At 53.4% G+C, this 20,187-nt stretch carries 14 protein-coding genes and 2 pseudogenes; 2 read left to right on the top strand and 14 right to left on the bottom strand.

What is annotated here, in order from left to right; genetic code table 11:
• Positions 1-5: 5 nt before the first annotated feature.
• The 3 genes from ABLU67_RS22950 to ABLU67_RS22940 all read right to left on the bottom strand — a co-directional run bounded on the left by ABLU67_RS22950 (position 6) and on the right by ABLU67_RS22940 (position 3,971).
• On the bottom strand, positions 6-1,265 hold the full coding sequence (locus ABLU67_RS22950; RefSeq protein WP_128696683.1) for an SLC13 family permease: 1,260 nt from the start codon (positions 1,263-1,265) through the stop codon (positions 6-8).
• 108 nt (positions 1,266-1,373) lie between these two features.
• Positions 1,374-2,807, bottom strand: coding sequence for an anion permease (locus ABLU67_RS22945; protein WP_004098491.1), 1,434 nt, complete (start codon positions 2,805-2,807; stop codon positions 1,374-1,376).
• A gap of 108 nt (positions 2,808-2,915) precedes the next feature.
• Positions 2,916-3,971: a 4-oxalomesaconate tautomerase gene (locus ABLU67_RS22940; RefSeq protein ID WP_049084034.1), complete on the bottom strand. Its 1,056-nt coding sequence runs from the start codon at positions 3,969-3,971 to the stop codon at positions 2,916-2,918.
• Positions 3,972-4,251: 280 nt separating this feature from the next.
• On the opposite strand from ABLU67_RS22940, the gene ABLU67_RS22935 reads away from it, so the two are divergent.
• Positions 4,252-5,190, top strand: a complete 939-nt coding sequence (locus ABLU67_RS22935; RefSeq protein WP_064406666.1) for a LysR family transcriptional regulator — start codon at positions 4,252-4,254, stop codon at positions 5,188-5,190.
• Positions 5,191-5,218: 28 nt separating this feature from the next.
• Here the strand turns inward: ABLU67_RS22935 and rihC are convergent, their stop codons facing one another.
• The 6 genes from rihC to ribF all read right to left on the bottom strand — a co-directional run bounded on the left by rihC (position 5,219) and on the right by ribF (position 11,951).
• On the bottom strand, positions 5,219-6,133 hold the full coding sequence (rihC, locus tag ABLU67_RS22930) for a ribonucleoside hydrolase RihC (RefSeq protein WP_348852545.1): 915 nt from the start codon (positions 6,131-6,133) through the stop codon (positions 5,219-5,221).
• A gap of 65 nt (positions 6,134-6,198) precedes the next feature.
• A complete protein-coding gene (ispH, locus tag ABLU67_RS22925; RefSeq protein WP_014227866.1) occupies positions 6,199-7,149 on the bottom strand; it encodes a 4-hydroxy-3-methylbut-2-enyl diphosphate reductase in 951 nt (316 codons plus the stop codon).
• Position 7,150: 1 nt separating this feature from the next.
• Entirely contained in the window at positions 7,151-7,600 is a 450-nt protein-coding gene (gene fkpB, locus ABLU67_RS22920; RefSeq protein ID WP_004098486.1) for an FKBP-type peptidyl-prolyl cis-trans isomerase, read from the bottom strand.
• Between the two features lie 51 nt (positions 7,601-7,651).
• Positions 7,652-8,152 carry a signal peptidase II gene (lspA, locus tag ABLU67_RS22915; RefSeq protein WP_004098485.1) on the bottom strand — a complete coding sequence of 167 codons (501 nt, stop codon included), beginning with the start codon at positions 8,150-8,152 and terminating at the stop codon, positions 7,652-7,654.
• A complete protein-coding gene (ileS, locus tag ABLU67_RS22910) occupies positions 8,152-10,968 on the bottom strand; it encodes an isoleucine--tRNA ligase (protein WP_348852544.1) in 2,817 nt (938 codons plus the stop codon). The genes lspA and ileS overlap by 1 nt, the downstream gene beginning before the upstream one ends.
• Before the next feature lie 44 nt (positions 10,969-11,012).
• On the bottom strand, positions 11,013-11,951 hold the full coding sequence (gene ribF / locus ABLU67_RS22905) for a bifunctional riboflavin kinase/FAD synthetase (RefSeq protein WP_004098483.1): 939 nt from the start codon (positions 11,949-11,951) through the stop codon (positions 11,013-11,015).
• A gap of 330 nt (positions 11,952-12,281) precedes the next feature.
• On the opposite strand from ribF, the gene rpsT reads away from it, so the two are divergent.
• A complete protein-coding gene (rpsT, locus tag ABLU67_RS22900) occupies positions 12,282-12,545 on the top strand; it encodes a 30S ribosomal protein S20 (RefSeq protein WP_003018940.1) in 264 nt (87 codons plus the stop codon).
• Between the two features lie 152 nt (positions 12,546-12,697).
• On the opposite strand, the gene nhaR is transcribed toward rpsT, so the two are convergent.
• The 5 genes and pseudogenes from nhaR to ABLU67_RS22875 form a co-directional block, all read right to left on the bottom strand.
• The gene (gene nhaR, locus ABLU67_RS22895; RefSeq protein ID WP_014227863.1) at positions 12,698-13,597 is read right to left on the bottom strand and encodes a transcriptional activator NhaR; all 900 of its coding nucleotides are present in this window, start codon (positions 13,595-13,597) and stop codon (positions 12,698-12,700) included.
• A gap of 52 nt (positions 13,598-13,649) precedes the next feature.
• Positions 13,650-14,825, bottom strand: a complete 1,176-nt coding sequence (nhaA, locus tag ABLU67_RS22890; protein ID WP_025108497.1) for a Na+/H+ antiporter NhaA — start codon at positions 14,823-14,825, stop codon at positions 13,650-13,652.
• Between the two features lie 466 nt (positions 14,826-15,291).
• Entirely contained in the window at positions 15,292-15,984 is a 693-nt protein-coding gene (locus tag ABLU67_RS22885) for a winged helix-turn-helix transcriptional regulator (RefSeq protein WP_025108496.1), read from the bottom strand.
• A gap of 328 nt (positions 15,985-16,312) precedes the next feature.
• A pseudogene (locus ABLU67_RS22880) lies at positions 16,313-19,372 on the bottom strand (chitinase).
• Between the two features lie 90 nt (positions 19,373-19,462).
• Positions 19,463-20,187: pseudogene (locus ABLU67_RS22875) on the bottom strand (chitinase); the annotation flags it as partial.

Here is a 20,187-nt window from a genome sequence, read left to right as displayed (position 1 = left end):
CGCGATTAATAAAATGGGAAGAAAACAGGCAGCAAAATAAAGCTGACAATGACCGATATCAAAATAAGCGGCAATCCAACCTTAACGTAATCGACAAATTTGTAGCCACCCGCGGAAAAAATCATCATATTAGCCGGGGTGCCCACCGGCGTTGCGTAAGCACATGAACAGCCGATAACAATCGCCATTAACACCGCCCGGGGATCGGCGCCCATAGAATGAGCAATAGACAGGCCAATCGGCATTAATAAAGCGGCGGTTGCCGTATTCGACATGAAATTGGTTAACGCGCAGGAGATTATCAATACGGCGCTCAGAAGTAAGAAAGGCGACGCCTGCTGGCCTAATAACGCGATAATTGAGCGCGCCATAATGGCGCCAGCGCCGGTGGTTTCCAGCGCTTTTGCTAATGCCAGAGTGCCGCCGAAGAGGAAAATCGTCTGCGAGTCGATGGCCTGGTAAGCCTGTTTTTCCGTAATAACCCGGGTCACAATCAACGACAATGCGCCAATTGAACCGACGATCGCAATCGGCAAACCCAGCTGTTTTTCGAAAATCATGCCCAGTACGGTCAGGATTAATACCGATAGCGCAATCACCTGCTTATATTTCGGGCATGACTGCGCTTTAATATTATTAACACTTTGAGGCTGGGCCGCATTCGTTTTTGGCAATATGCGATAGCCGATCGTCACAAAATAGAGTATGCCGCAGGCCAGCATTGGAATGCCTAGCTTAGCATATTCAAAAAAACCGAAGCGTTGGCCAACCTGCTCCAGCGCCGACTGCGCGATCAGATTGCCGGGTGAGCCGATCAGCGATAAATTCCCTCCCAGCGCCGAGGCAAAAGCCAGCGGCATAAGCAAGCGCGACCGGGCATATCCTGATTTCATCGCTGCGCCAATCACCACAGGAATGAGGACCGCCGCCGTGCCGGTATTGGATAGCAGCCCGGAAAGCGTTCCGCAAACCAGCATAATGACGACTATCAGCTGCTTTTCTGTCCTGGCGTAGCGTGTAACCATACTACCAATTTTATCCGTCACCCCGGTTTCGAATAAGGCGCCGCCAACCACAAACATAGCCACAAACAAAATCACATTTTGATTAATAAAACCGGCAAAAGCCGTTTTGACATCAAAAACCCCGGTCACCACCAGAGTAATACAAACAATCATGGCCGTTACCGCTAAAGGTATTTTTTCCCAAACAAACATGACAATAGAAAAAACCAATAGCGACAACGTAATCGTAACTGGAGACATAAATATATCGCACCTCACCTTGCTAAAAGGCTATGTTTTCTTAATAAGAGGACTTCCCCCTGGGCATCAGAGGATGCCCGGGCAAACCTTCATCTCCTTAAAGATTATTTAAATTACTCCCCAGGCGATTAACATCTCCCACCACCATACCCCGAGGGTGATTTGCAGAATAAAAGTCAGCAATGCTAATATCCCACCAATAATCCACCATGATTTGATATCATTATAGCCAACGCCAAAAATAACTGGCCCTGCCGCACCGCCGTAGTGGGTTACCATGCCACCATAAGAGTTGCTGAATAATAGCGCGAGCGCGGTGAGCATTATCGGTGCGCCAGAAACATTCGCCAGCATGGCAAAGACCGGTACCATCGCGACAATATAAGCACTACCTGACGCGAAGAAATAACGAACCAATATGCTCAGTGCGACAATCACAATAAAAGCGACATTGCCGTGGCCATCAAAGGAAATATTATTTTTAAGCGCCTCTGCTAGCCATACGAAAAATCCAACCTTAGAGAGCAATGAGCTTAAACCAATAATGCCCCCGTACCAGATGAGCGTATTCCATCCTCCTTTATTCTTAATCACGTCATCCCAGGTGACGATTTTCAATACCAGCATCAGCGCCATTACGCAGATCGCAACGGTAGACTCATTGACCCCCAGGGCGCTGCTGAATACCCAACCGCCGAGCGCAAGAACAAAGAGGCAAGAGAGCATCTTTTCCCGCACCGTCATGGGCCCCAAAGCGTCTATGCCTGTCTGAGCGATCTTTTTATTATCAACCCGCTTTAATTCTGGCGGATACAGCTTGTAGGTAATCAGCGGCGTCAGCAGCAACATAATGATGCCAGGTAGTCCTGCGGCCAGCGCCCATCCTCCCCAGCTCAATTTTATGTGGCAAATATCTTCGATCATTTTCAGCGCAAGGATATTCCCGGCCATGGCGGTGAAGAACATGTAGCTGGTCGTTTTAGTAACCATATAGATGTTCAGCATGAGGTAGTGGCCCACGCGCTTCGCGCTCCGCTCCGGCTCTGACCCTAAGGCGACGGCGACGCTATTGATTATGGGTAAGACGATGCCGCCGGCGCGGGCCGTATTCGACGGCGTGGCGGGCGCCAGAATCAGGTCAAGAAAAGCGGTAACATAGCCAAGGCCCAACGTCGTGCTGCCAATCTTGCCGATAAGAATATAAGCAATTCTTTTACCCAATCCGGTAATCACAAATGCCGCGCTCAGGGTAAATGCAGAAAAGACTAACCAGGTGGTACCTGATGAGTATCCGCTTAATACGCTGGCGGCTTTTATCGAACCGTCACCCAAATTGCCCACAATCACCATTGATGCCGCAACGGCGATCAGCAATACCACGGGTTCAGAAAACGGTTTAATCACTAAACCTACAATCGCTGCCAGATAGATACCGGATAATACCCAGGCAAGTGTTGATAATCCTTCCGGTGCCGGGCATAAACTGATGAGTAACGGTATTGCTATAATAACAAGCAGCTTCCATAATTTATTATTTTGCATTTCCATTCCTTACCTGCACTCAATATTTGAGGATGCTTGTTGAACGTATTCACATGCCTCCCCTCTCCTCTTCTACGGTGGATTGATAGATAATCGGAGGGTGGATATTTATTCGGGGATGTAAACCGTTCCTGAAAGGATTTTCCGCGCGGTACGTATAACCGATGCCCGAATATCCTCCGGGCGCTCAGCTGTATGACTTAAATCGACGTCGATCCCCCCGCTGGGATGTTCGACTGTAATAACGCCATCGCCCGATAGCTTCGTCAGTTCATTCGCAATAGTGCCTGGAATAACACATGCGCTTGCCAGACCGATAGCGCCGGTAATCGCCAGCGATTTATGACAGTTATGCGGCATAAAATAACGTACATTTATCGTTCCGCCGCTTAGCCCCGGAGAAATCAGAACCGGTTTAGGGATAACCATATTGCTCACATCCCCAAACCCCATCGCCTTCCCGGCCTGACGGCGAATAGATTCCAGCGATTTGAGTAAGGCTGTATCCCGATCTAATTCGCTGGCAGATTCATATCCGGTTTTTCCCAGACTCTGGGCCGGGATCACCACCATAGGCATCGCCATATCAATACAGGTCACTCGTACATTATCAAAGACTTCCATACGATTGCCCGTTGGGAAAAGCTGGCCGGATTTTGCGCCCGCGGCATTCAGAAAAGTCAGCGCAACCGGCGCGGCATGGCCTGGAACGCCATCGATTTGCGTATTGCCTTCATAAATAACCTTTCCATCTGGTGTTTGAACGTCAGCGTCAACAAAGGTATTGGTGTTCACATTTCTTATACGCACTCGCGTAACCGGCGACAGCGCCTTAACCAACCCATGTTCAATGGCAAAGCCGCCAACCGCACACAGCATATTGCCGCAGTTTGGCGTCGTATCCACCCGCCGTTCATTGACGATGACCTGAACAAACAGATAATCGATATCCGCTTTGTCGCTAAGGGATTGGCTAATAATGGCCACTTTACTGGTTTGCGGGCTCCCTCCGCCAATACCGTCAATCTCCAGCTCGTGACCGGATCCCATTATGGTTAACAAGCACTCATCACGTTTCTGAATATCCTTGGGTAAATCATCTGCTAATAGAAAGGCACCTTTTGATGTCCCTCCACGCATTAATACACAGGGAATGCTCTTCATAGCATGTTCCTTATCCGCCAGAAATAAATAGAAGAATTGAATAAAATGCCGCGTGAATTTAATTGGTTTTATGTTCTTTAAGGTTTTTATTTACTTAATTAACGGCCAGATAAATCACGCCAGGTATTTTACCAATGCATTCTACTTGCAAGAATTTCGCTGGTTGATAAAATTTTGCCATAAGAGTTATTCCTGCTAAGTATTAATAAAAAAGCATGTCTGCTTAATAATGACTTGTCGTCTACTTAGAACAACGCTTATTAAACCCTACGGAGCAATAATGAAAAATGAACTATCCGGTATGAAAGCTTTCGTCACGGTGGCAGAGCTTGGCTCATTTAGCAAAGCCGCCGAGCAGCTCAGCCTCTCACAGCCGGCACTCACCAAAAAGATAAAAAAAATAGAGAGTCATCTGAATATTACGCTGTTCGAACGAACCACGCGAAAACTTGCGCTTACCCAGGCCGGAAAAATACTTCTCCCCAAGGCCAAAGCGTTGATTTCCAGTCTTGATGCGGCAATATTTAACCTCAACGATTCAACGTCTCAATTACATGATACCGTTACGCTATCTTGCATTCCGACCGCCGTATTTTACTTTTTACCGCGCGCTATCGTGCAATTTAATAAAAACTACCCCAACATCAAAGTACGAATTTATGAACAAGGTATAGAAACGTGCATGAACTCGGTACGAAAAGGCGAAGTTGATTTTGGAATAAACATGAACTTCATCACATATCCAGACATCGATTTTATCCCCCTGGTGAATGAACCTTTTGTTCTGGCCTGTCGGCAAGACCACCCTCTGGCGTGTCGAAAATTAGTCGAATGGCGGGAACTGGTGAGCCAGACCTTAATCGGCGTCAGGAAATCAAGCGGCAACCGACAGTTAATAGAGAAATGCCTGGCGGATAAGCCCTGGCGACTGGATTGGTTTTATGAAGTCAGGCATTTGTCGACCTCGCTCGGCCTTGTCGAAGCCGGACTGGGCGTCTCGGCGCTTCCCTGTCTGGCAATGCCCCATAGCGGCAATAGCACCGTCGTGAGCGTTCCGCTCGTGGAGCCGGTTATCCGGCGGACGCTTGGTATGATCCGCGTAAAGAACAGACCTCTCTCCGCGGCGGCAGAACGATTAGCTTCGCTCTTACTGCTTATGTGGACGGATGAAGCGGGCGCGCTATGGCGCAACGTCGTTGATGCCACTCACAATACCTGAGCGCCTCGCCGGCCGCTTCGTCCCCCGGTTAAGGCGCCAGGGCAATCACCTCGGCCGCCCAGCGCTGAAATCCTTCGACGTCCAGCCCCAGCGCCACCTGAGCATTTGCCGGCTGGCCCAGCCTGCCCTCGATATCAACCACCGTGGTGCCTGAGGTCCATGTGCCCTGGGTTTCTACCGCCACAAAGCACGGTTCAAGGGTAAAGAGCTGCGGGCGAACCAACCACGCAATCGCGCACAGGTCGTGCATACGCAGCCCGCTGCTCATGCTGCCGCTACGGTAGTGGCTAAACAGCGCGTACAGCATTTTCCCGGTCTGATTCAACGTTGGCAGAGTGGCGAGGTAATCCGGCGCCAGCATCGCCTGATTGGTGACGTCCAGCCCGCACATGACGATATCCAGCCCGCTGTTGAACACTTTAGCCGCCGCTTCCGGGTCGATGGCGATGTTAAATTCCGCATTCGGCGTAAAGTTGCCGCGCCCGGCGGAGCCGCCCATGATAACCAGGCGACGGATATTAAAGCGGCATTCGGGATACTGGGTCAGCAGAAGCGCAATGTTGGTTAAAGGGCCGATCGCCACCAGCGTCATCGGCTCCGGGGCGTGCATCAGCGCGTCGCGGATCGCCTGAAACGCCGGTTTCGCCAGCGGCTGGCGGTGATGTTCAACGAAATCGTAGCCTTCCATTCCGGACTCGCCGTGCACCGAGGCGGCGTCGCGCAGAGGGCGAACCAGCGGCATCGACACGCCCTGGGCCAGGGGAACATCGGCGTTCCAGAAATGCAGAAGCTGAAGGGCGTTGCGGGTCGTTTTCTCCACCGACACGTTGCCCGCCACCGTAGTCATCAGCTGCAGATCAAGCTCGGGGGCAAACAGCGCGGCGGCAATCGCCGCGGCGTCATCAATGCCGGGATCGGTATCCAGAATGATAGGTAAGCGCATCGTTTCTCCATAAAAAATGCCAGACGTTAAGTCTGGCATCTTCTCATACTGCGGCGGAAAAGAACTTACTCTACTTCACGGACATCTACGCGCAGCTCTTTCGGCACCTCGAAAACGATGTTCTCTTCGCGGCCTTCCAGCGGCACCGCTTCTCCGCCGCCCAGCTCCTGCAAACGCGAAATCACGTTCTGTACCAGGATATCCGGCGCCGATGCGCCCGCGGTCACGCCGACGCAATCCGCTTCTTTGACCCAGGCTTCCTGGATATCGGTCGCGTCGTCAATCAGATAGGCCGCTTTCCCCATCCGCTGCGCCAGCTCGGCCAGGCGGTTAGAGTTCGAGGAGTTCTTCGACCCCACCACCAGCACCACGTCGGCCTGCCCGGCCAGCGCGCGGACGGCTTCCTGACGGTTAGTCGTGGCGTAGCAGATATCATCTTTACGCGGCCCGACGATTTTCGGGAAACGCTCGCGCAGAGCGTCAATCACGTCGGAGGTATCGTCGACGGAGAGCGTCGTCTGGGTCATAAACGACAGCTTAGCGTCGTTTTTCACGTCCAGCGTCCAGACATCGTCCGGCGATTCCACCAGGTACATCCCCCCCTGCGGGTTGCTGTACTGCCCCATGGTGCCTTCAACTTCCGGGTGACCGGCGTGGCCAATCAGAATGGACTCTTCGCCGCGGCGGCTGGCGCGGGCGACTTCCATATGCACTTTAGTCACCAGCGGGCAGGTGGCGTCAAAAACCGTCAAATCGCGGCTTTTCGCCTCGTTGCGAACGGCCTGAGAGACGCCGTGGGCGGAGAAAATCAGGATGGCGCCGTCCGGCACTTCGCTAATCTGCTCGATAAAAATAGCGCCGCGTTGACGCAGGCTGTCGACAACATAGCGGTTGTGCACGACTTCATGACGCACGTAGATCGGCGCGCCGTATAGCGTCAGCGCGTTTTCAACAATGCTGATAGCGCGGTCAACGCCTGCGCAGAAGCCGCGCGGGTTAGCCAACAGAATCTGCATTTTACCCCTCCAGCGCCGGATCGATCTCCAGCACTTCAACATCAAAATGAACGGTACGCCCGGCCAGCGGATGATTGAAATCAACGGTGATCGAATCGCCGTTCACTTCGCGGATCACGCCGGGCATTTCGCTGCCATCCATTGCGGTAAAGAGCATAATCGCGCCGACTTCCGGCTCGCCCGCGTCGATAAACTCCCGGCGCGAGAAATATTGAATCAGGTCCGGGCTCGGTACGCCAAACGCGGCGTCCGGCTCCAGCGAAAAGGTGGTTTTATCCCCTTCTTTCAGCCCCAGCAGATGCTGTTCAAGACCTTCAGAAAGCGAGGTATCGCCCAGGCGAAAGAGCGCGGGTTTACCGTTATTGCGGGTTGACTCTGCGGTGGAGCCATCGTCGAGCTTTAAGGTGAAGTGCACCAGCACCGCACTGTTGCTCTGTACTGATTTAGACATGCAGGTTGCTCACTTGTTTTGCCCGGCGGCAGCGCCGCCGGGCGAGTTTTGTTACGCCTGTTTCTTCGCAGCCGCGTTCGGTAAAAAGCCTTCCAGCACAATCAGCGCCGCGCCGATACAGATAGCGGTATCGGCGAGGTTGAAGGTGGCGAAGTGCCAGTTCCCGACGTAGAAATCGATCATATCGACGACAAAACCATGCCACAGCCTGTCGAATAAATTCCCCAGCGCGCCGCCAATAATCAGGGCGTAGGCAATATTATTCAGCTTTTGCGTCGCCTTAGAACGATACATCAGCACCGCAAGGATCACGCAGATACCGATAGCGATACCGGCGAAGAACCAGCGCTGCCAGCCGCCGCTGTCGGCGAGGAAGCTAAAAGCCGCGCCATAGTTGCGCGCATAGTGCAGATTAAGCGATGGGAACAGCGACACCGTATCCCCCAGAGCGAAGTTCTGGAGGATCAGGAATTTACTGCCTAAATCGATAATCAGCACGGCTACGACGACCCACAGCCAGCGTAGCCCCGTTGAACAAATCGGTTTACTCATCAGGCAAACTTACGTTTTTCGCCGTCACCGGCGATGTTGCTGACACAGCGTCCGCAGATATCCGCGTGTTCCGCCACCTTGCCGATATCCGTGGTGTAATGCCAGCAGCGCGGGCACTTGTCACCTTCGGCTTTACTCAGCACGACTTTCAGACCTTTGAGCAGTTCACTCTGCCAGGCGTCGGCCGGAGCCTGCGCATAATCGGCAACGTTCGCCCCTGAGGTCAACAGGACAAATCGCAATTCATCGCCCAGCGCGTTCAGCTTCGCCGCGAGATCGGCATCGGCGTACAGCATTACCGCCGCTTCCAGAGAGCCGCCCACCTGCTTGTCCGTACGAGCCTGTTCGATAACCTTGTTGACTTCGCCACGCACCTTCAGCAGCGCGTCCCAGAAGCCGTCGTTCATCGCTTCGTCAGCGTCCAGGCCAAACAGGCCGGTATACCATTCGCCGGTAAAGACGTATTTCTCGCGGTCGCCCGGCAGGTAACCCCAGATTTCGTCAGCGGTGAAGGACATGATCGGCGCCATCCAGCGCACCAGCGCCTCGGCAATATGGTACAGCGCGGTCTGGCAGCTACGACGCGCGATGCTGTCAGCCTTGGTGGTGTACTGGCGATCTTTAATGATATCGAGCCAGAACGAGCCCATTTCGATGGAGCAGAAGCGCATCAGGCGCTGCACCACTTCGTGGAAGTCATAGGATTCGTAGGCTTTGACGATATCGTCCTGCGCCGCTTGCGCGCAGCCTACTGCCCAGCGGTCCAGCACGACCATCTCTTCCGGTTTCACCATATCTTTTGCCGGATCGAAACCGTTGAGGTTCGCCAGCAGGAAGCGCGCGGTGTTACGGATACGACGATAGCTGTCAGCGGCGCGTTTGAGGATCTCGTCAGAGACCGCCATTTCGCCGGTGTAATCGGTGGAAGCCACCCACAGGCGCAGAATATCCGCGCCCAGCTTGTTCATCACGTCCTGCGGAGAAACGGTGTTGCCGATAGACTTGGACATCTTGCGGCCCTGGCCATCAACGGTAAAGCCGTGGGTCAGTACCTGGCGGTAAGGCGCTTTGCCCTTCATCGCGGTAGAGATCATCAGGGATGACATAAACCAGCCGCGGTGCTGGTCGGAGCCTTCCAGATACATATCGGCGGCGTGACCGGCGAACTCCGGACGCACGTCAACGACGGAAGAGTGGGTCGAACCGGAGTCAAACCAGACGTCCAGCGTATCCGGCACCTTCTCGTAGCTATCCGCATCGGCGCCGAGGATGTCGCGGGAATCGAGATCCCACCACGCCTGGATGCCGTCGACTTCTACGCGTTTCGCCACTTCTTCCATCAGTTCCAGCGTGCGCGGATGCAGCTCTTGCGTCTCTTTATGCACGAACAGCGACATCGGTACGCCCCAGGTGCGCTGACGGGAGATACACCAGTCAGGACGGTTGGCGACCATCGATTCGATACGCGCCTGGCCCCAGTCCGGGATCCACTGCACGCCTTTGATTTCGGAAAGCGACTGTTTGCGCAGACCTTTTTGATCCATGCTCACGAACCACTGCGGCGTGGCGCGGAAGATGATCGGCGTTTTGTGACGCCAGCAGCACGGGTAGCTGTGCTGCATTTTTTCAACGTGCAGCAGCGCGCCTTTTTCTGACAGCAGCGCAACGACAACATCGTTGGCTTTAAAGACGTTTACGCCGTCCAGCGTTGGATAGGTTCCCTGCAGATAGGCGCCGTCCGGGCCAACCGGGTTCGCCACTTCCAGGCCATATTTTTGACCGATAACATAGTCATCCGGACCGTGACCTGGCGCGGTATGCACCGCACCGGTACCCGCGTCCAGCGTGACGTGATCGCCCAGGATCGCCGGGACGTCAAAATCGAGGAACGGGTGCTTAAAGCGCATCAGCTCCAGCTCGGCGCCGTTCACCACCGCCAGGATGGTGTAATCAGCAATGCCGGCGCGCTTCATCACGCTGTCGACCAGGTCTTTTGCCAGGATCAGCGCCTGACCGTCAACCTGCACCAGCGCATAGTCAAACTCCGGGGAGAGCGAGATGGCGCGGTTCGCCGGCAGGGTCCACGGGGTGGTAGTCCAGATAACCAGAGAAACCGGGCCGTTGACGTCGGCCACGCCAAATTTCGCCAGCACCGCCGCTTTATCGGCCGCGTGGAACGCCACGTCGATGGACGGAGAGGTTTTGTCGTAATACTCAACTTCCGCTTCCGCCAGCGCGGAACGGCAGTCTACGCACCAGTGCACCGGCTTAGCGCCTTTGTGCAGGTGGCCGTTGCCGATGATTTTACCCAGCGCGCGGATGATGTTGGCTTCGGTTTTGAAGTCCATGGTCAGGTACGGATGCGACCAGTCGCCCAGCACGCCCAGACGGATAAAGTCTTTACGCTGTCCGTCAACCTGGGTGGCGGCGTATTCACGGCACTTAGCGCGGAACTCGGCGGCGGTGAATTTCTCACCCGGCTTGCCGTACTCCTGCTCCACTTTCAGCTCGATCGGCAGACCGTGGCAGTCCCAGCCCGGTACGTACGGAGAGTCATAGCCCGCCAGCCCTTTGGACTTAACGATAATGTCTTTCAGAATCTTGTTAACCGAGTGACCAATATGAATGCTGCCATTCGCATAAGGAGGGCCATCATGCAGAATGAAGGTTTTTTTGCCTTTTTTGGCTGCACGAATGATGCCGTACAGGTCATCATCGGTCCAACGCGCCAGCATTCCCGGTTCACGCTTGGCGAGGTCGCCGCGCATCGGGAACCCTGTTTCCGGCAAATTCAGGGTCGATTTATAGTCACTCATCAGATTCTCGGTTCCGTATTTCGGTTTGATAAACACCGTCAGGGTTATGCCTGGCCGGTTAGCCCAAAGAAGTCGCGGGCCGTTAACTCATCACGTGCGATTTGCGTTTTCAGCTCATCAAGCGACGCAAATCGCTGCTCGTTACGTATTTTTTTACGCAGTATTACATCTATATGGCGACCGTAGAGGTCCATTACAACATCCAGGAGATGAACTTCCAGCTGCTGACGCACGCCGGAGACCGTTGGACGAGTACCAATGTTGGCGACGCCCATAAAAGGTTTGTCGCCAAGCCCTGTCACTTCTACCGCATAGACCCCTTTTACCGGGGAAACCTGACGGCGCAGCGGTAAATTCGCCGTCGGGAAGCCTATTGTGCGCCCAAGTTCATCGCCGTGCACGACGCGACCGGAGATAGTAAACGGATGCCCCAGCAGCGTCTCCGCGAGGGGCAGATCGTCGTCCGCCAGCGCCTGACGTACCGCCGTGCTGCTGATGCGCACGCCGCCTTCACAGAAGGTTTGAGTGCTGGTGACGTCAAAGCCGAACTCCACGCCGGCTTTTTGCAGTAACAAGAAATCCCCCTGGCGACCGGCGCCAAAGCGGAAATCATCGCCAACGGCGAGGAACTGGACGCCCAGCTGGCGCACCAGCAGTTCGCTGATAAAGTCCTGGGCGGTCAATGCCGCAAAGCGCCGATCGAAGCGTACGCACAGTACGTAATCGACGCCGCTTTCGGCCAGATAATTCAGCTTCTCACGCAGGCGCGTTAAACGCGCGGGCGCTTTATCGGCGGCAAAAAGCTCAAGCGGCTGTGGTTCAAAAATCATCACCACCACCGGTAAGCCACGCTGGCGACCTTCTGCGCGCAAACGCTGCAATAATGCCTGGTGCCCGCGATGCACGCCGTCAAAATTTCCAATGGTCAGCACACACCCGTGCGGGGCCTGACTGAGATTATGTATGCCGCGTATCAGCTTCATGTCTGGCTCAAAACAGTGAAAATCGTCCGAGTATACCTTGTACAACTGGCGACGTTAACCAGCGATTGCACCTCTTCACCGAAAGATCCCGGGAATTCATTCACTCAGCGCGAGATTGCGGGAAAATCTCTCCGGGGTCGTCGATTTTTATGGTCGAAAGGCTGTATTCGCCTGCAACAAGCTGGTAGAATCTTGCGCCATCACTACGTAATAAAGCGTTGTTAGTTTAAACGACGCTTATTTGCACAAATCCATTGACAAAAGAAGGCTAAACGGGCATTCTCCTCGGCCTTTGAATTGTCCATATAGAACACATTTGGGAGTTGGACCTTGGCTAATATCAAATCAGCTAAGAAGCGCGCCGTTCAGTCTGAAAAGGCCCGCAAGCACAACGCTAGCCGTCGCTCTATGATGCGTACTTTCATCAAGAAAGTATACGCAGCTATTGAAGCTGGCGACAAAGCTACTGCACTGAAAGCATTTAACGAAATGCAACCAATCGTGGACCGTCAGGCTGCTAAAGGTCTGATCCACAAAAACAAAGCTGCGCGTCATAAAGCAAACCTGACCGCTCAGATCAACAAACTGGCTTAATCGCCTGCTTGTTGTCGCTTTGTAAAAAAACCCGCGAAAGCGGGTTTTTTTATGCCTGTCGTTTATCACGTAATACGTCACGACTCGCGTTCTGGTTATCGCAGCCAGCTCATGCTTCCGCATGAACTGGTGCGGCAAGAAACCGTTCTGGCCTATGCCTGAGGCGGCGTAAAGAGCGCCGAATAGTCGCGATGACAAATACGCTGCACCGCCGGATGCTGGATCATTCGTTCGGCAAAGATGGCGTGATACTCCTCCATGACGTTGTCCATGCGTCCGATCTCGACTATCGACTCATCGCTATAGAAATCATGCGCATAGAGCGTCGGTGCGACAAATATCGCATTGTGCGCCGCGCCGAAGGCCTTCATCAACGCCGCATCATCAAACTCGCCCAGAATTTCCACCTGCAAACCCTGCGAGTTAAACCAGTTCAGCAGCTTGCGCCCTAACATGGAACGGCGGCCGGGAATCAGCAGTCGACGTTCTTCCAGACAGCCGGGAAACGGTTTTTCCGGCGGCGGATTCATGCACCAGAAGCTCACGCTGCACTCGCCGATTTTCACCGAAAACAGCCCTTCCTGCTGGGTGGAATCGATGGGGCAGTCGGAGATAATCATATCGAGTTTATGCTGGCTTAGCTGCTCCAGCAGCATTTCGTGGGTCGACTCGAAGCAGCGTAAATGGATCTGTTCATTCTCGACGACCGCGGCATCCAGTACGCCGCTCACCAACCTTTTCGACAGCGCGTCCGCAACGCCAACATCAAACAGCAGATTCGACTCTTTACGGTAGTTAACGATGTCGAGCATCTCCTGGCTCAGCGTAAACATGCGATCCGCATAGCGGAACACCAGTTCACCTAATTCGCTAGGCTCCAGCCCCCTTCCTTTGCGCTTGAACAATTTCCCCTGCAGGCGTTCTTCCAGCGCCTTTATTTGCCCGGTAATGGTCTGCGGCGTCAGGAACAGCGCTTCCGCCGCGCCAACAACGGAGCCCTCTTTGTAGACATGCCAGAAGTAGTACAGGTGGTTGTAGTTGATATGCGACATGCTTCTCTCCCTGATAATGTCCAGGAGAGCCGTAGCGGCTCTCCGTGAGATGTTAAGCCGCGTAGCCCGAATCCGTTACGCGCTTACGCAATATTATGTATCCCGTGACGGCCGATAATATCGATCCAATCAGGATGCCAAGCTTGGCCCAGTTGATCAATCCGGGGTCGACGCTACCGAAGGCCAGGGTGGCAATAAAAATCGACATTGTGAAGCCAATCCCACACAGGATGCCGACAGCCATAATTTGCTTACAGGTAGTTCCTTCGGGTAACGAAGCCCATTTCAGCTTCAGCGCCAGCCAGCAGAAGACGCTAATACCCAACGGCTTACCGATAAACAGCCCGGCAATAATACCCAACGGCAGCAGTGAGGTCAGCCCTTCGACCGTGACGCCCTGCAAAGAAACGCCCGCGTTAGCGAAGGCGAACAGGGGCAGGATCAGGAATGCCACCCACGGATGCAGCACGTGCTCAAGCTGCTTCGCCGGCGATTTGCCGTTCTGCTCTTTTAGCGGGATCATAAAGCCGACAATGACCCCAGCCAGCGTTGCGTGAACCCCCGACTTAAGAACCGCGGTCCAGAGTATGGCGCCCACCAGAATATAGATCCCGGTACGCCGTACGCCGCACAGATTTAACCCCGCCAGCACAGCAATGGCTCCGGCAGCGACAACCAATGAGACGACGGAAAGATCGTGCGTATAGAACAGCGCAATAATAATAATGGCGCCCAGATCGTCGATAATGGCCAGCGCCATCAGGAAAATCTTCAGCGCGGCGGGCACCCGATTCCCCAGCAGCGCCAGTACGCCCAGCGCGAAGGCAATATCGGTGGCGGCCGGAATTGCCCACCCTTCTCTGGCAATCGAATCCTGGCCGTTAAACGCCAGGTAGACCAGCGCCGGCACCACCATGCCGCCCAACGCCGCGACCACCGGAAACACCGCCTGGCGACGGCTGGCCAATGCCCCCTGATTCATTTCACGCTTCACTTCCAGACCGATAAGCAGGAAAAATACCGCCATCAGCGCGTCGTTAATCCACAACAGCATGTTCTTGTTGATCTCTAACGCACCTACGCGCAGCTGGACGGGCGTTTCCAGAAAAGAGCGATACAGGCCGCTGGTCATGCCGGTATTGGCTAATAACATGGCCATGATGGCGGCCAGGATTAAGATAATGCCCCCGGAAGCATCGCTCTGAAAAAAACGCTGCAGATGTTTCACTTTTACCTCACCTTATCCGCAAACAACTCGATAAAAGTATAATACATATGCGGAAACCTCGAAAAAATCAGTTTTAAATTGCCATTAGACTCGATTTTTACGAATTAACCCTCGTTAAGAGATTGGCCGTCCGATCGTCAGTGGGGGCGCTGCGTTGTCCGGACAGGAAGTCAGAGGTACGCCAGCTCCATCCTCAACGGACCATAAGGAAAGGATCCGTATCGCCATCTTCAAGGTTATGCGTATTAGCTTAGCGTGAATGGGATGAAGCATGAGCGATTGCCGCGATCGTCGACGCTTTTTATGCCCCATAAGATATTTAAAAACTATACCAATGGGAAATCTCTCTTTACGTCATTAGCATGATTGACAGGATAATCAATATATGAATATCTCGACGATTGCTGTACCAAGAAAGTTTAAAAGGTGACTACTAATCTAATAAACACCTTTGCCCTGAAAAGTATTAAAAAGCCGTGGGTAATTTTTTCATATCTATTAAACGGCCGCCATCAATAGTTATATAGCCGCCTTTTTTCAGTTCAGAGAGAAGCTTCATGGTACGGCTACGGGATATTCCTGTTCGGCGTTGAATGAAGTTAAGCACATTAATACTTTGTCGATATTCGCTGGCATAAGCCCAAAGCTCGATTAATAACGATCTCACCTTCAGATAAGAGTCCACGCCAACCAGTTCACGATCGCGTACGCTCATGACCATCAGACGATAGGCAAGTATTCGTGCGACATCGTGCCACAGATCGCACTCATCAACAGTCTTGATAAAGTCGGGCAGAGACACTGCGCGCCCGCTGCACTTCGTTTCCGCTATCAGAAAGTGTTCTGGCCGGGTCGGAACATTGTAAGTCACCCCATAACTATCGACTAATCCGATAATGGCGGGAGCAAAAGAGGAATTAACATGAAGTCCGCTGCCACAGCGGCAAAACGAAAATATACCGGACTCCAGCAGCACAATTTTATTTTCCCCGTCTGAATTCAGTAAAAACTCATCTCCGGGAGCCAAATTAAAAGGTTTACCGAAGGGCCATAGCGAGGCGAAGAGTGCATCAAGCGCTGCATGCGGTTTAGCCTGTTGGGAAAAAAGATAGGAATGCAGGGTATTCCCATTATCATTTTCAGCAACGTCTAATTTCATTTTTCATTATTACCATAATCATAGATTACCCCAAGATATACTTAACGGAGGTTATCTTCAATTCATTATAAACATCCTCCCGGAAGTATATTTTTAGCCGCAAGCACGAAAACGCAATACTTAGCACAAAGCGCAAATTCTTAATATAAACTTCAACAACCACAAATAAATCGCAAAACAAAAAATTAACATAACAATAAAATAACTACTGAAACTATCTCTCACGAAATAAAAATACACTAAAAAATAGTGATTCAGAAATTAAATATTCTGAATCACTATGAACAGCGATGCATTTTTCAGGCGCTATGGCGGGGTAAATGCGACATTAACTGAAATAGGCCGGTGCGGTATAATACTCAACCATTTTATCTGCAAGCCAACCGCCATCTTCACCATTAGAGTGAATGGTGGTTATGCTTACCGTCGAGCCGCCGCCCCACAGTACTGAGAAAACATGGTAGTCGGGTAGATTCAATGCCTGCATTTGCCCCCAGTCGTAACCCTTATCCTGGCGTAAAAAGTCACCGACGGTCGCCGCGCCGTAAGTTGCGCTATTCACCGTCGTATTGAGCAGATCTGACGCGATGGTATCGAGATCGCAGCCAATACGCGCATCGCCCATGAAGAAGCTTCCGCCCGATGCGTAATGCGCGGCGGCAATTTTACTGTTGCCTTCATCCACGGTTGGCATATGGCCGCCCGGAATTTGCCACAGCATTGCCGGTTTACGCAGCGCTTTAGCCGCGTGTTTTACCATCCCCAGATAATTAAACCAGCAGGTCGCGTTCCAGGCATAGTGCGCTAATGCATCAGGGCTAAAGCAATCGCGCTCAAATTTATCAAAGGCGATAAAGTCTGGCGCATACTCACCGCTATAGACACCCAGCTCATTGATAAAGTTGGCGATAGCGGTCCCCTGCGCGGCCGGATCGGCGTTCGGCCTGAGTACCCAATCTGCCGTTCCTGTCGCCCATACGTTTGTCTGCCAGCCGAATGCCACATCCGGCGCGAACTGCCGCACAAGGTAGTTGATCGCCTGGACATAACCGTAGAGATCGTTAGAGAAAGTCGGCAACACCGGCGCGCTGAATCCCGGAAGCGCAGGCAAAGCGTTAATCGCGGCCGCCAGTTGGACATTAACCTGCATGCTATTCGCTTGACGCACCGCAGCGTAGCCATACGGCTCCTGCTGCATCGCGCCAAGAAAATCGGGGTTCAGCACAAAGGTGGCAGGAACCGGATGCTCGTCATCCTTCCAGGATTGCGCCGCGAGACACTGGGTGATGAAGTTGCCAAAATGGTTACGCAACCGCTGAGCGTCCTGGAGATCGGCGAGCGCGCTGCCGCCGCTGGCATTGGCGGTATACACCACCATGACCGGCATTACGCAACGGCCCGCCTCTTTTTCAATCTCACGTACCAGAGGAACGGTTTTGTGAATCGGGAGCGAATCATAATCAAGAAAGCCGTCGCCGTTTTTATCCACTTCCGCAGCCGGGACGGGGTCACCGCCGCCATCAAAACCATCGTATTTAAACAGGGCGCTGAAGGGGACGTCGCGGTATAGCGATACGGTGTCCGCCGCATTCACCGTCACGCCACCGTGGGCGAGATAGTTTGGCCAGCCTTTAACCTGCAAGGGAACGCCCTGAACAAACTCCAGGGTGATATGGTTGACGCTTTGCAACAGCCGCAGCGGCGCGTCCGGTTCACAGCGCCACGGCGTCCCGGAGAGATAAACCTCTGGCGCCTCAACGCTGTACTGGCCAGGAGCCATAGGCATCGCCAGCGTTTGCAGATGGGGAGTGCTCTCCAGCATCAGAGTATATTGATATTGCCCATAGCAGAACCGATAGCGCTGGGGCGAAACGCCCTCAGGCAAGCCCAGTATAGTGGCCTGAACCTCAACAAAATCATGGCTATCAACCTCCGTCTGCCGGAAACCGACGAGGACCTCTTTCGCCACCCCTTGTTCAGGGGTAAAAATAGTCGGCTGGGCGGGAGTCGTCACCATCTGGTTATTGATAACCGCAGGTTGCAAACCCATCTGATAGCGGTGCCCCGCGGTAAGCCGGGTCACCAGCTGCATTTGATTGACGGGCATTGTCAGGGTTCTTTCGCAGACGCCAGATTCCGTCCACAGCTCAACCACCATTTCCGCGCCGATGAACTCAGGGGCATCGACAGTCAGGCGTACCGAAGCCAACGGTACTGGCGATTGATACGCAACCCGGCAGGTCTGGGCGTCATGGCCGGAAACAAGCTTAAGCGGATACGTCGATTCAACAGGCGCGATCCGCATATCATCATTGCACAGCTCCAGCACGGTGATAGCGTAATCGCCGGCGCTAAGATCGCCGATGACTAAAGCCTGTCCCCACTCGCCGGCAAAGCGTTGTGATGTTGCGTCTGGATAGCGCAGATCGATGGTCGGCTTGAGGGTTGTGCTTTACGCCAACGGTGGAAACTGAATTTCAATCGTCCCCTGACGGCCAGGATCGTGCGCCAGGGTTGCGGTTAAGCCGCTCATCGTGACCGGAGTTTGGGTCGCGGAAAGAAAGAACTGCAGCTCGGCGCTGGCCCCGGCCGTCAGCCAGAACTCGCCATCATGATGAAGGGTAATCGTATTTTTCTCGATGGGCCAACCGCCGTCGCTGCCCAGCGTCACGGGCTTATTGCCGAGCAAAGAACCGCTGAACGGGCTGTAAGGATCGGGATGCCCGCTGGCGGTAAACTCCAGCTTAAGTTGATTAAGATCGATAGAGTGGGAATAGAGATTGGTCAGCGTCAGGGTGACGCGCTGATACCAGCTGGTCGTACTCAGCTGGCTTGCCGCAATAACCATCCCTTCCTCTTCCTCAACCGCATCATCACCCTGCTCTTGAGGTTCCGGAGCAACCTCATCCGTTTCCTCATCAGCAGGGATATTGTCTTCAGGTTCGGGCTTCAGGCTATCAGTATCATCATCGGCGGGAACTTCAGGTTCTGGCTCAACCTCATCTGCAGCGTCATCCGTTGTCTCGTCTTGTGCCGAAGAGGCCAGAGTTAATGTGAAGGTCGAGAGTTTTACCGGAACCTGAGTGGCGGCAAAACTGAAGAATAACGTACCGCTTTCGCCCGGCTGCAGTAACAGCTGCCGGCTGTTATTAATAATGATTTCATTGACGTCAACGGTCCCCTGTGATTTACCGCTTAACGTAAGAGGCATGTCCCCTTTGAGGGTACCGCCAAAATTTCCCCACGGATCCTGATGGCCGGACCCGGTAAAGCTAATGACCGCATGATTCATATCCACGGCACGGTTATTTTCATTGGTGATGGTTAACGTGATTTTTTGATACCAGCTATTCACATCGATCTGGCTGTTTTTAATCGAGACCGTCATTGACAACACTCCTCGTTCCCTGGTGGAAAAAGCCCCGGTTTTCCGGGGCTTGTATTGTTGAACTCAATCCTTTTCCTTTAATGAAAAGGATTAGTAAGCACCAAGGTCAGTCCACGCCTGGCCCGCAGCGCAGTTCAGATCCGGCTGGTCGCCCTGAGACCACCATTTCACCTGGTAGTTATGGCCTTTCCAGCTTACCGTTTCGAATGATCCCCAGTTCCCACCGTACACGGTAGCAGCATCCCACAGCGGGTAAGGCGTAGTCGCGTCATCCCCGGAAGTCTCATCTTCTGCCGGCGTGGTATCTTCTTCCGGCTCTACTGGCACAACGCTATCTTCCTCTTCCGGCTCAGGCTGAATCTGAGACGCAGCCGGAACGGCGACCAGCACGAAACGCTGCTGGGTAGAAGGCTCACCCCAGACATCCCGGACAAACAGGGTGAACTGGAAGTTGGTTTTAACGGAAACGTCCGGAACGACGAACTCGATCACGGGAACGGTTTTGTCAGCCACGGTGATTTCAGACGGAACCCCCCAGCTGAAGGTGATATCGTCTTTATCTTCGTCAGAGGATCCTTCACCGGAAAGCTGTACGGTAGAGCCGCCGACGACGCGCAGTTCAACGGCGGCTTTCGGCGCGTGGTTCACGTCGGTAGTCGCATCTTCTTCATCTGGTTCATCCGCCGGGTCGACGTTGATGCCTTCGAAATAGAACGGCTCCATATCGATAACTTCAGACGCTATTTCATAGCCCAGACCTTCACGGGCGGCGTTAACCAGCACGCCGTTGTCCTGGTCGATTGTCCAGGTGAACA

The sequence above is a fragment of the Klebsiella sp. GN_Kp190 genome, assembly GCF_040061795.1.
GTDB lineage: Bacteria > Pseudomonadota > Gammaproteobacteria > Enterobacterales > Enterobacteriaceae > Klebsiella > Klebsiella michiganensis.
Note: the sequence above shows the minus strand (reverse complement) of the source record. Positions and strands in the feature narration are given on the sequence as shown.